This window comes from Streptomyces sp. NPDC107546 (genome assembly GCF_055639175.1).
The window spans coordinates 324,202-336,576 of the sequence record NZ_JBVKBA010000002.1 but is presented as its reverse complement, the minus strand read 5'-3'; the positions used below and the strand labels follow the sequence as shown (position 1 = coordinate 336,576).

At 69.5% G+C, this 12,375-nt stretch carries 10 protein-coding genes; 3 read left to right on the top strand and 7 right to left on the bottom strand.

Features of this window, described 5'->3' with window-relative positions:
• Positions 1-7 precede the first annotated feature (7 nt).
• Positions 8-481: a type II 3-dehydroquinate dehydratase gene (gene aroQ, locus ACZ7L1_RS04085; RefSeq protein WP_471433990.1), complete on the bottom strand. Its 474-nt coding sequence runs from the start codon at positions 479-481 to the stop codon at positions 8-10.
• Between the two features lie 292 nt (positions 482-773).
• Between aroQ and ACZ7L1_RS04080 the strand changes: the two genes are divergently transcribed.
• The gene (locus ACZ7L1_RS04080; RefSeq protein ID WP_471433989.1) at positions 774-2,045 is read left to right on the top strand and encodes an MFS transporter; all 1,272 of its coding nucleotides are present in this window, start codon (positions 774-776) and stop codon (positions 2,043-2,045) included.
• Positions 2,046-2,084: 39 nt separating this feature from the next.
• Here the strand turns inward: ACZ7L1_RS04080 and ACZ7L1_RS04075 are convergent, their stop codons facing one another.
• The 6 genes from ACZ7L1_RS04075 to ACZ7L1_RS04050 form a co-directional block, all read right to left on the bottom strand.
• Positions 2,085-3,185 (bottom strand): calcium:cation antiporter, encoded by a 1,101-nt coding sequence (locus tag ACZ7L1_RS04075; protein ID WP_471433987.1) that lies wholly within the window; start codon positions 3,183-3,185, stop codon positions 2,085-2,087.
• Positions 3,186-3,403: 218 nt separating this feature from the next.
• Complete coding sequence (locus ACZ7L1_RS04070) at positions 3,404-4,408, bottom strand: TerC family protein (protein WP_471433985.1); 1,005 nt, start codon at positions 4,406-4,408, stop codon at positions 3,404-3,406.
• A 285-nt stretch (positions 4,409-4,693) separates the two neighbouring features.
• Positions 4,694-6,640, bottom strand: a complete 1,947-nt coding sequence (locus ACZ7L1_RS04065) for a TerD family protein (RefSeq protein ID WP_471433984.1) — start codon at positions 6,638-6,640, stop codon at positions 4,694-4,696.
• Positions 6,641-6,687: 47 nt separating this feature from the next.
• Positions 6,688-7,266 (bottom strand): TerD family protein, encoded by a 579-nt coding sequence (locus ACZ7L1_RS04060; RefSeq protein WP_389002699.1) that lies wholly within the window; start codon positions 7,264-7,266, stop codon positions 6,688-6,690.
• A gap of 158 nt (positions 7,267-7,424) precedes the next feature.
• The gene (gene uvrB / locus ACZ7L1_RS04055; RefSeq protein WP_471433981.1) at positions 7,425-9,569 is read right to left on the bottom strand and encodes an excinuclease ABC subunit UvrB; all 2,145 of its coding nucleotides are present in this window, start codon (positions 9,567-9,569) and stop codon (positions 7,425-7,427) included.
• 40 nt (positions 9,570-9,609) lie between these two features.
• Positions 9,610-10,479: an MHYT domain-containing protein gene (locus ACZ7L1_RS04050; RefSeq protein WP_471433980.1), complete on the bottom strand. Its 870-nt coding sequence runs from the start codon at positions 10,477-10,479 to the stop codon at positions 9,610-9,612.
• Positions 10,480-10,756: 277 nt separating this feature from the next.
• Between ACZ7L1_RS04050 and ACZ7L1_RS04045 the strand changes: the two genes are divergently transcribed.
• Both ACZ7L1_RS04045 and ACZ7L1_RS04040 read left to right on the top strand, forming a co-directional pair.
• Complete coding sequence (locus tag ACZ7L1_RS04045; RefSeq protein ID WP_471433979.1) at positions 10,757-11,629, top strand: glycerophosphodiester phosphodiesterase; 873 nt, start codon at positions 10,757-10,759, stop codon at positions 11,627-11,629.
• Between the two features lie 84 nt (positions 11,630-11,713).
• Positions 11,714-12,268, top strand: coding sequence for a methylated-DNA--[protein]-cysteine S-methyltransferase (locus tag ACZ7L1_RS04040; protein WP_471433977.1), 555 nt, complete (start codon positions 11,714-11,716; stop codon positions 12,266-12,268).
• The last annotated feature ends 107 nt before the right edge of the window (positions 12,269-12,375 follow it).

Sequence of the window (12,375 nt, the reverse complement as noted above, 5' to 3'; positions counted from 1 at the left end):
CCCGCGGTCACGCCTGCGTCCGCCCCGCCCCCGCGAGCGTCGAGACCCGCTCCACCGCGAACGCGTAACCCTGCACCCCGCACCCGGCGATGACTCCGTCGGCCCTCAGGGATACGTAGGAGTGGTGTCGAAACTGCTCACGCTGGTGGATGTTGGAAATGTGGACCTCCACCACCGGCAGCCCGTCACAGGTGTTGAGGGCATCGAGGATCGCGACGGAGGTGTGGGAGTAGGCGGCCGGGTTGATCACGATCCCGGCGTGGTTCAGGCGCGCCTCGTGGATCCACTCCACCAGCTCGCCCTCGTGGTTGGACTGCCGGAAGTCCACCGTGCCGCCGTAGGCGGCCGCCGCCTTGACGCACAGCGCCTCGACGTCCGCCAGCGTGTCGGAGCCGTAGATCTCCGGCTGTCGCTGCCCTAGAAGGTTCAGATTGGGGCCGTTGAGGATCATGATCGGGGCGTCGGCGAGGGTGCGGGGCACATTTCCTCCGGTCCGTTTCAGGTCTTCCGGTCCTTGGCGGACCGCTGATCAGCCCCCGGTCTATCACGTTGCGCCGAGCGCATGACCCGGCCCGGTGCGGGCTGGGCCAGGCGCCGTGCACGCGGAGGGTCCCGCCTGGCGCATCACCGTCACCCACTGACCGCGCCGTTCGCTCGGGCGCACGCCCGCCCCATCGGTCGCTGTGCCAAGCTCCCGTGCGCCCCCGTAGCGGGCGGTTACTGCGGGTAGTTGATCCGGCATGCACGATGCACGCTCGGTAAGGGCCCCTTCCATGCTCCGGCTCGCGGCCGCCTCGCTCGCCGGAACCGCCGTCGAGTTCTACGACTTCTTCGTCTACGGGACCGCGGCCGCCCTGGTCCTTGGCCCACTGTTCTTCCCGACGTTCTCCCCGGTGGCGGGCACACTGGCGGCGTTCGGGACCTTCGGGGTCGGCTTCGTGGCGCGGCCGCTCGGCTCGGTGCTGTTCGGGCACATCGGGGATCGGCGTGGGAGACGGCCGGTTCTCATCGCCTCCCTGGTGCTGACCGGCACGGCGACGGTGGCGGTCGGCTGTCTTCCGACGTACGAGGCGATCGGTACTGCCGCTCCCGTGCTCCTTCTGGCTCTGCGCTTTCTCCAAGGTCTGGGGCTCGGCGGGGAGTGGGGCGGTGCGGTGCTGCTGACCGTGGAGCACGCGCCCGCAGGGCGGCGCGTGTTGTGGACCAGCTTTCCGCAGATCGGCCCGTCGCTGGGCTTCTTGCTGGCCAACGGCGTGATGCTGGGGTTGTCGGCCACGCTGTCGGACGCGCAGTTCGCCTCCTGGGGGTGGCGGATTCCCTTCTGGGCGGCGGGGGTGCTCGCGACGGCAGGTCTGTGGCTGCGCAGCGCGCTCACCGAGAGCCCCCTCTTCCTGGACATCGACGACCACGCGCGCGTGCCACTCGTCGAGGTCGTACGCAACCACTGGCGGCTCGTCCTGCTGACGGCCGGCGCACTCGCGATCGGGTACGCCGTCTTCTACACCACGACGACCTGGTCCCTGGCGTACGCCACGGAGAGGCTCGGCGTGAGCCGCACGGTCATGCTGGCCTGCGTCATGGCCACCGTCGTGGTGCAGGGGATGCTGACCCCGCTGGTCGCCCTCGTGGGTGACCGCTGCGGGCGGCGTTCACTGTGTCTGACGGGCTGTGCCTGCACCGCGCTGTGGATGTTCCCCATGGTGGCGTTGCTCGCCACGGGCGAGCCCCTGCTGATGTTTCTGGGGTTCCTGGGGGCGGGGCTCGCCCTCATCACGATGTTCGCCGTGATCGCCGCGTATCTGCCGGAGCTGTTCGAGCCCCGGGTGCGCTGCACGGGTGCGGCCGTGGGTTACAACCTGGGCGGCGTGCTCGGCGGCGCCCTCACCCCGATCGCGGCCACCACGCTGGCCGAGCGCGGGGGCCGGGTGCCCTGGGGTGTCGGCGCCTACCTGACGGCCGTGGCCCTGCTCAGCCTCGGGTGCTTCGCACTGCTGCCGGAGACCCGCCCCGTACAGGTGCCGGTGTCGGAGCCGGCCCCCGGATGAGGCGCTGGGGCACGACGGTGGCCCCCTGTTGTGCCCGGGCTACGGGTTGACCGCCAGCTCCAGGTACGCCGCGAACACCACCAGATGAACCCCACCCTGAAGCGGCGTGGCCCGCCCCGGCACCACAGTCAGAGAGCTCACCACCACAGTCAGCGCCAACAGCACCATGTGCACCGGGCCAAGACCGAGGACGAGCGGTCCGGGGAGCCATACGCTCGCCAGGGCGACCGCCGGGATGGTCAGGCCGATGCTGGCCAGCGCGGAGCCGAGACTCAGGTTGAGGCTGGTCTGCACCCGGTCGCGGCGCGCCGACCGCAGCGCGGCGATGGTCTCGGGCAGCAGCACGAGCAGCGCGATGACGACCCCGACGACGGCCTGCGGCATCCCGGCCGCCGCCACCCCGGATTCGATGGTGGGCGACACTCCCTTGGCGAGCCCGACGACCCCGACGAGGGCGAGGCCGAGCAGGCCCAGGCTCAGGGCCGCGGTACGCGCGGACGGCGCTTCCGCGTGGTCGTCCGCGTGGATCACCTCGCCCTGCCGGGTGATGGGGAGGAAGTAGTCACGGTGGCGCACGGTCTGGGTGGCCACGAACAGGCCGTACAGGACCAGTGAGGAGAGCGCGGCGAAGGTGAGCTGGGCCGGGGAGAACTCCGGGCCGGGCTTGCTGGTGGTGAACGTCGGCAGGACCAGGCTGAGGGTGGCGAGCGTCGCGACGGTGGCCAGGGCCGCGCCGGTGCCCTCGGGGTTGAAGACCGCGATTCCGTGGCGCAGTGAGGCGACGAGCAGGCAGAGCCCGACGACGCCGTTGCAGGTGATCATCACGGCCGCGAAGACGGTGTCCCGGGCCAGGCTCGCGCTCTTGGCTCCGCCGTCCGCCATCAGGGCGACGATGAGGCCGACCTCGATGATCGTTACGGCGACGGCGAGAACGAGCGAGCCGAACGGCTCACCGACCCGGTGCGCGACCACTTCGGCATGGTGGACCGCGGCCAGCACAGACCCGGCGAGTACGAACGTGATCACCGTGACGACCGCGCCGGGCACGGCGCGGCCCCAGGTGAGGGCCAGCAGGACCACGGCGGCCACCGGCACGGCGGTCACCCACCGCGCCGCGAGTGACCGAAGCCCCACGATCATGCGGTGATCGTCGCAGACGCGCCCGGAGCCCGCATTCCGGCTCCTGCCCATCGTGTGGCCCCGATGACGGTTGCGGTCTGCATGAACGTCACCAAATCGGTCATGCCACCTCCTGGGTGCGTCCCCGCGCCGGGAACGCTCCGCATTTCGCATGGTCGTCCGGAGGGGCGCCCGGCAAGGTGCTGGGCACCCCTGTCGGCCGCATCGGCCGCGAAGCGTCAGGCCTCGACGCTGTCCTCGGCAGTGCTCTGTGTGGCCTTGTGCGTCGCGTCAGCCGCCGCCTCCTGTTTCCGGGAGGCGATCAGGCTGGTGATCGTCGTGACGATCAGTACGGCACAGATCACGCCGAGGGAGACCGGGATGGAGATCTCGGGGACGTGGACCCCGGACTCGTGGAGCGCGTGCAACACCAGCTTGACGCCGATGAAGCCCAGGATGATCGACAGGCCGTAGGACAGGTGGACCAGCTTCTTGAGCAGGCCGCCGATGAGGAAGTACAGCTGCCTCAGACCCATCAGCGCGAACGCGTTGGCCGTGAAGACGATGTACGGGTCCTGCGTCAGGCCGAAGATCGCCGGGATGGAGTCGAGGGCGAACAGTACGTCGGTGGTGCCGATCGCCAGCATCACCACCAGCATCGGCGTCATGACCCGCTTGCCGTTCTGCCGTATCCACAGCTTGGTGCCGTGGTAACGGTCGGCCACGCCGAAGCGGCGCTCGGCGGCCTTCAGCAGCTTGTTCTCCTCGTACTCCTCGTCGGCCTCATCGGCCCTCGCCTCCTGTATGAGCTTCCAGGCGGTCCAGATCAGGAACGCGCCGAACAGGTAGAAGACCCAGGAGAAGGACGCGATGATCGCGGCGCCCGCGGCGATGAAGACGGCCCGCAGGACCAGGGCTATGAGAACCCCGACGAGGAGTACGCGCTGCTGGTACTGCGACGGCACCGCGAACTTCGCCATGATCAGGACGAAGACGAAGAGGTTGTCGACGCTGAGCGACTTCTCGGTGATGAAGCCGGCGAAGAACTCCCCGGCGGGCTGACCGCCGCCGAAGACGAGCAGGCCCAGCCCGAACAGGCCGGCGAGGGCGATCCAGACGACCGTCCAGATCCCGGCTTCCTTGATCGATACGTCGTGCGGCTTGCGGCCGATGAAGAAGTCGACCGCGATCAGGGCGGCAAGGCCCACGATCGTCAGGACCCACAAGGTCATCGAAACATCCACTGCGCCCTCCGGCAGTACGTACGTCACGGCAAATGTCGGCGTCGTCGCCACCGGAGGTCTCTTCCACCCACCGGCGCAGGCGCGTGAACACCCGGTTCCGTGGGCCGACGCCCCGGGATCTGGCCTGATCCGTACTGACGGGTGCGCCGCAGCAGATAGGGAGTACTCCCCTCCGTGCCATCAACAGTACCTGAATCACCAAGAGAAGGTAAAGCAATTGGCAAAAGAAAGGTCAAAACAGCTGGTCAAGCGCCATCCCTACCCCAGCGGGCAGAGGCGGACGCCTCAGCGGTTCCAGGAGCGACGGGCCTCGGCGACCTGGGTGAGCACTCGGTCGAGCACCTGGCTGCCGTTCGGAAGCCGCGGCGGCTCGTAGGTCCAGGCGTGGCCGATCCACGGGTCCGCGAGGTGGTCGTCGGGCACCGGGGTGAGCCGCAGCAGTGAACGCCAGAGCGGGTCGAGCAGCGGCCCGTAGGCGGCCGCGTCGTCCTGGTCGGCGACCATCATCAGGTGGACACCGACGTCCGGGCCTTCGTCCGCGAGGTAGCGCAGCTGGTTCACGGCCCGGTCGTCGAAGCCGTGCGGGAAGTCGTTGACGATCAGCAGCTGCTGGGCCGTGTCGAGACCGGGCGGCAGGGAGTCGGACGCGCCGCCCCGCACCGCCATCCGCACCAGGTCGACGCGCTGGGTGAGCCGGGTCAGCACGTCGGCCACCCCCGAGGCGCCGACGGCAGGCGGAGTGGCGAGCACCCCGGAGTGCACCAGGGGCGCGAGCGTGGAAGCGCCGGAGCCCGCCGGGTCGATGACGTGCACCGCGAACGCGCCGGGCGGGTACACGGCAAGAAGCCGGGACGCGTGGGTGACCGCGATATCCATCGCGAGGCGGCGCAGCTCGTCCGGGTCCACGAGCGGGTCGGGGAATCCGGAACGGCCGCTGTCGATCCACAGACCGCGCTGCAGGGGCAGCCTGACCAGCATGGGAATGCGGAGGCTCTCGCTCTCGGGCAAGTGCAGGTCGCCGAGGCGCACGGCCATGGGGAGGTCCCTCGGTATCCGGTAGCCCTGCCAGACGGGACTGTCCCAGCGTGCGAACGCCTCAGGCAGCGCCGGTTCGACGACATCGGACTCGGCGATGAGCTGGGTGAGATCACGGTCGAGCGCGGCTCTCGCCTGGTTGACGAGGTGGGCGTGCTTGGCCTGGGCCGCGTCGCGTGCGGCGTCGCCCTGCTCGCCGAGGCGGGCGCGCGGATCGGCCAGGGCCTTGTCCAGCTCCTGCTCCAGGCGCGAGTCGGCGAAGTCGACGGCGCTGCGGTACGCGGCCACCGTACGCGCCAGGTCCTCGAACATGCCCCACACCTGGTTGTACAGGCGCTCCTCCATGGACCAGCCGGTCGCATCGCCCGCGACCGGCTGCGCGGCCTGCCCGGCGGGCGGGGGCGGCGGCGTGGCCTGGCGACCGGGGTGGTGGTAGTCGACCGGCCCGCCGAGAGCGGGTTGTGCGACAGGGATCGGGGCGTCGGTGACGTCGTACGGCGATCCCTGCTGCGGTATGCCGGACGGCCCCTGGTGCTGCGCCGGCGCCTCGGCGCCGGGCGGTTCCTGGGGAGGCGCGGGGGCGGTCGCCTGCCGTGTGCGGTCGCCCTTGGGCAGGCGCGGCGGAGGCGGGGCCACCGAGCGGGCCAGGCCCTGGATCACTGCTTCGTTGATGCCGTCCGCGAGCTGCCGGGCTTCGGGCAGGCCCTGGTCCGTGAAGAGCGCGGCGAGCCCGCCCGCGTACCCCTGGCCGACCGCACGCACCTTCCAGCCACCCTGCCTGCGGTAGAGCTCCAGTGCGATGACGGCGGACTCCGAGTCCAGGCCGGTGACGCTGTAGCTGGCGACCTGTGAGCCGTCGAGGCCGGTGACCGCCACGGAGGGGGCATCGAGGGCGCCGAACCGCACCGGACCGCCGATGCCGGTCGGCAGGGCCAGCAGCACCGTGACCCGATGCACGCGCTCCGGCAGGGCGTCCAGGTCGAAGGCGAGGCGGTGGTCGGCAACCGCCTGCCTGGAAACCTCCAGACCCGGCAGGATGGGCTTGCCCGGATGGGCCACCCACTCGGTACCGGGCACCCTGCCCTGCTCGTCGCTGAGCGTGGCCCCGGCCACGATCGGCGTGCCGGCCGCCACCCGGACCTCAAGTCGGACCTGGGGAAGCGCTTGGTTCTGCCCCCGGACCAGCTCGGCCGTCATCGCCTCGTCCCCCTGTGTCGCTTCTCGCGCCGAGCGCGTCCGGCCGCCTACAGGTGCGGCAGGATCGCCGGCATCAGGTCCTGGAAGGTGCGGCCGTTGGCCGGGGTGCCGAGAGCCGTCATCGTCCAGCCCCCGCCGGCACGGTGCACCTTCGCCATGATCTGCGCGGTGTAGGCGCCGCCGCCCGCGAGCGTGTAGCGGGCCAGTTCCTGGCCGTTGGTCTCGTCGACGAGGCGGCAGAACGCGTTCTGCACCTCCTGGAACGTCTGGCCCGTGAACGAGTTCACGGTGAAGACGATCTGGTCGATGTGGACCGGGACGCGCTGCAGGTCGACGAGGATCGCCTCGTCGTCGCCGCCCTGGCCCACACCGCCGACGAGGTTGTCACCCGTGTGGCGGACGGAACCGTCGTCGCTCACGAGGTGGCGGAAGAAGACCACGTCCACGGGCTGCTTGTCCGCGAACAGGACCGCGGACGCGTCCAGGTCGATCTCCCGGGTACGCGAACCGAACAGCCCGCGTCGGGGAGCGGCCTGCCAGCCGAGCCCCATGCGCACCGCGGTCAGCGTGCCTCCGTCGTTCTTCTGAAGACTGATGGCCTGACCCTTGGTCAAGTTGACGGTCACGCGCTGTTCCCCTCTCGAGCGTCCCCTGTTGGCCGCGGACTTGGCGGATGTCAAAACCCTACGCAGCGGCACTGACAGTGCCGAACCCCGGCTCGCGCTTTGTGTCGGTCTTGCAACACACCGCGCGCCTGCCGGGGTCCGGCACAATGGCGGGGACGTCAGGCCAGGCCCGCCTCCCTCATCTGGCGCAGTTCCCTCTTCATCTCCGAGACTTCGTCGCGCAGCCGGGCCGCGATCTCGAACTGCAGGTCCGCGGCGGCGGCGCGCATCCGTTCGGTCAGCTCCTCGATCTGCTCGGCGAGTTCGGCGGCCGGGCGGTCGGTCGGGACCGTCTCCTTGACCTTCGCCTTGCCCTTGGTCGGCTTGGCCCCCTTGACGGCGTGGTTGGCGAGCGCGGGCACCGGGCTCTTGCTGCCCTTGCCGTCCTTCGTCTTGCGGTAGCCCGTGCCCAGCAGCTGTTCCGTGTCGACGTCCTCGCGGGCGATCTGCGCAACGATGTCGTTGATCTTCTTGCGGAGCGGCTGCGGATCGATGCCGTTCGCCGTGTTGTACGCGACCTGCTTCTCCCGGCGGCGGTTGGTCTCGTCGATGGCCTTCTCCATCGCCGGGGTCATCTTGTCGGCGTACATGTGGACCTGACCGGAGACGTTGCGCGCCGCGCGGCCGATGGTCTGGATGAGCGAGGTGCCCGAGCGCAGGAAGCCCTCCTTGTCGGCGTCGAGGATCGCCACCAGGGAGACCTCCGGAAGGTCGAGTCCCTCCCTGAGGAGGTTGATGCCGACCAGGACGTCGAACTCGCCCGACCGCAGCTCCCGCAGCAGCTCGACGCGGCGCAGGGTGTCGACGTCGCTGTGCAGGTAGCGCACCTGGATGCCGAGCTCCAGGAAGTAGTCGGTGAGGTCCTCGGCCATCTTCTTGGTGAGGGTGGTGACGAGGACGCGCTCGTCCTTCTCGGTGCGCTTGCGGATCTCGTGCACCAGGTCGTCGATCTGCCCCTCGGTGGGCTTGACCACCACCTCGGGATCCACGAGGCCGGTGGGGCGGATGATCTGCTCGACGACGCCGTCCGAGCGGGAGAGCTCGTACGTGCCCGGGGTCGCCGACAGGTACACGGTCTGGCCGATGCGCTCCTGGAACTCCTCCCACTTCAGCGGGCGGTTGTCCAGTGCGGAGGGCAGCCGGAAACCGTGCTCGACGAGGGTGCGCTTGCGGGAGGCGTCACCCTCGTACATGGCACCGATCTGCGGCACGGTGACGTGCGACTCGTCGATGACGAGCAGGAAGTCCTCCGGGAAGTAGTCCAGCAGCGTGTTCGGCGCGGAGCCGGGCTCGCGGGCGTCGAAGTGCATCGAGTAGTTCTCCACGCCGGAGCAGGTGCCGATCTGGCGGAGCATCTCGATGTCGTACGTCGTGCGCATCCGCAGCCGCTGGGCCTCGAGGAGCTTGCCCTGCTTCTCCAGCTCGGCGAGGCGCTCCTCCAGCTCCTTCTCGATGCCCCTGATGGCCCGCTCCATGCGCTCGGGGCCGGCGATGTAGTGGGAGGCCGGAAAGACGTACAGCTGCTCGTCGTCGCTGATGACCTCGCCGGTGAGCGGATGGAGGGTGGACAGTGCCTCGATCTCGTCGCCGAACATCTCGATCCGGACGGCCAGCTCCTCGTAGACCGGGAAGATCTCGATGGTGTCACCGCGCACCCGGAAGGTGCCGCGCGTGAACGCCATGTCGTTGCGCGTGTACTGGATGTCGACGAAGCGGCGCAGCAGCTCGTCGCGGTCGATCTCGTCGCCGACTCTGAGGCTGACCATCCGGTCCACATACTCCTGAGGAGTACCGAGGCCGTAGATGCAGGAGACGGAGGCGACCACGACCACGTCACGACGGGTGAGCAGCGAGTTGGTGGCGGAGTGGCGCAGGCGCTCCACCTCCTCGTTGATCGAGGAGTCCTTCTCGATGTACGTGTCCGACTGAGGGACGTATGCCTCGGGCTGGTAGTAGTCGTAGTACGAGACGAAGTACTCGACCGCGTTGTTCGGCAAAAGTTCGCGGAACTCGTTGGCCAGCTGGGCGGCCAACGTCTTGTTCGGCGCCATCACCAAGGTGGGACGCTGGAGCCGCTCGATCATCCACGCGGTGGTCGCGGACTTGCCGGTGCCGGTCGCGCCCAGCAGGACGACATCCTTCTCACCTGCCCGGATGCGCTTTTCCAGCTCGGCGATGGCCGTGGGCTGGTCACCGCTCGGCTGGTAGGGGCTGACGACCTCGAAGGGCGCCACCGTGCGTTCGATGTGTGAAACGGGCCGCATGGAATCCACCGTACGACCCCGCACTGACAACGGGGGCCGGTCACCAGTCCTGAGGGCCGTGGGAGCCCCGGTGCTCGGCGCGCGGGCCGGAGCGGGACAGCGGACGGCGGCCCGTGCCCGTGGGGGCCAGCTCGGGGTGAGCCGGTACGCCGGGCTTGCGCTCGACGATCCGGTCGGGCTTGCCCACGACCATCATCGGGTCGAAGAGCACGACGACGCCGGCCAGGACCAGGAAGACGATCGGGCCGATCATCATGGGGGCGAGCAGGGACGCGGGCGAGTCACCGCCCGGGCTTCCGGCGGCGCCGTGCAGGTGGACGCTGACGGCGGCCATGCCGGTGTAGTGCATGCCGCTGACGGCGAGTCCCATGACGAGGCTCGCGCCGATGCTCCAGAGGAATCCGCGGATCTGTCCGGCGGCCCACAGAGCGGCTGTCGCGGCGACGACCGCTATGACGACGGAGGCGGCGACGGTGAGGGTGTTGTACTCGAGCACGCCGTGCAGGCGCATCCCGGCCATGCCCAGATAGTGCATCGAGGCGATGCCCAGACCGGTGATGGTGCCGCCGGTGAAGAGCGCCACTCCGGTCGCGCCCCGATAGCCCACGATGAAGACGCCGAGCCCCACCATGACGATGGCGACGCCGAGGCTCGCGAAGGTGATCGCCTTGTCGTAGTGGATGGGGGTCTCCTTGACGGTGAACCCCATCATGGCGACGAAATGCATGGTCCATATGCCGGACCCGATGGCGGTCGATCCCAGGGCGAGCCAGCCGGCCCGCCAGGACTGGGCGACCAGCATCGATCTGGTGGTGCAGCGCAGACCGAGCGCGCCGCCGAGGCTGGCCATGAGGTACGCCACCACCGGTGTGACGAGTCCGTAGCTGAAGCCGTCGACGGTGCCCTGCATGCGCGGCTGCCCTTCCCACCCTGATGGTCTCTGAAATTCCGGAAACCACCCCCATCCCCAGCCGTGACGACGGTCAGGGCTGAGGCAGAGAGTATGACCCTCACCGGGGCGGTCGAACGATTTTCCGGCAAAGAATCACGGCGCCCCCGCACTTGTGCGGCGCCTGTGACCAGTGTCGGGCATCCCGGTTCATTTGCGTCCTTGCTGCGGCCGAACCACCGGGCTCCGTGCTGTCATCCTGGTGCTTTCCGTGTCCGACCCGACACCAGGAGTAAGCATGTACGCGCGCGTTGCCGCCGCCACGCTCATCGCCCTCTTCGGGCTCGGCGTCGCCATACTGCCCACCCGGCACGCCCGCGCCACGGCGGATCAGAGCCCGGTCGTCATCGCGCACCGCGGCGCTTCGGCGTACGCGCCGGAGAACACGCTGGCCGCCGTCGACAAGGCGGCCGCCATGGGCTTCAGCTGGGTCGAGAACGACGTGCAGCGCACCAGAGACGGCCGGCTCGTCGTCATCCACGACGCCACGCTGGAGCGCACGACCGACGTCAAGCAGCTGTTCCCCGGCCGGTCGCCCTGGCGGGTGAAGGACTTCACTGCCGAGGAGATCGCACGCCTGGACGCGGGAAGCTGGTTCGGCCCTCAGCACGCGGGCGCGCGCGTGCCGACACTGCGGCAGTACATGGAGCGCGTGTCCCAGCATCACCAGAACCTACTCCTGGAGATCAAGAACCCCGAGCTGTATCCGGGACTCGAGCGGCAGATCCTCAAGCTGCTCGGCAACGAGGGCTGGCTCGACGCGGACCACCTCAGGAACCGGCTGATCGTCCAGAGTTTCAGCGCGGACAGCGTGCGGACGGTCCACGATCTGCGCCCAGGGATCACAACCGCGTACCTGGGCACGCCGCCGGCGACGGAGCTGCCGCTGTACTCGCGGTTCGCCGACCAGATCAACTCGACGCAGACCAAGCTCTCCACCCGCTACGTCTCCGCGGTCCACGCCCTCAAGGGGCCACACGACCGGCCGATGAAGGTGTTCGCCTGGAACGTCGACACTGCGGAGGCGGCCCGACGGGTGTCCGGCTTCGGAGTGGACGGCATCATCACGAACGCACCCGACGTGGTTCGGGCCGTGATCGGCGCTCACTGAACGGGGACGAGGTACGTCCGCCGGCGCACTGCGGCACTGCCCGTGCCCGGGGCCGTTGTCAGTGCCGCGCCGTACGGTGGGCGCATGGACAGTCATGGGCAGTACGAGCAACAGCTGGTGTGGACCGTCGTCCCCACCGACATCGGCCCTCTGCTGCTGGCCGCCACACGCGAGGGCCTGGTGAACGTGGTGTTCCACGCCTCGGACGCCGTGCGCGACAAGGCCCTGGAGCGGCTCGCGTCCCGGCTCGGGACCGAGCCCGTGGAGGACCCCCGCTCACCGCTGCTGGCAGAGGCGATAGGCCAGGTGACGGCGTACTTCGCGGGCAGGCTGCACGACTTCGCGCTGCCCCTGGACTGGTCCCTGATCACCGGCTTCAACCGCCAGGTACTGCGCGAGCTGGCTTCCGGTGTTCCCTACGGCACGGTGGTCGGGTACGGCGACCTGGCCGGCCGGGTCGGTCAGCCGGGCGCCGCCCAGGCCGTGGGTGTGGCGATGGGATCGAATCCGCTGCCGGTGGTGGTGCCGTGCCACCGCGTGGTCGAGAGCGGCGGCGGCATCGGTGGGTTCGGAGGGGGTCTGGAGACCAAGCGGAAGCTGCTGGCGCTCGAAGGGGTCCTGCCGGAACCGCTGTTCTGATCCGGCCCGTGACCGTCACGCGCCCAGGCGGTGTTCCCTCTCGGAGCCCGTAGGGGTTTGGCCGGGTGCGCCGCCCGCCAGAGATGAGAGAGGGCCCAGAGACAGGA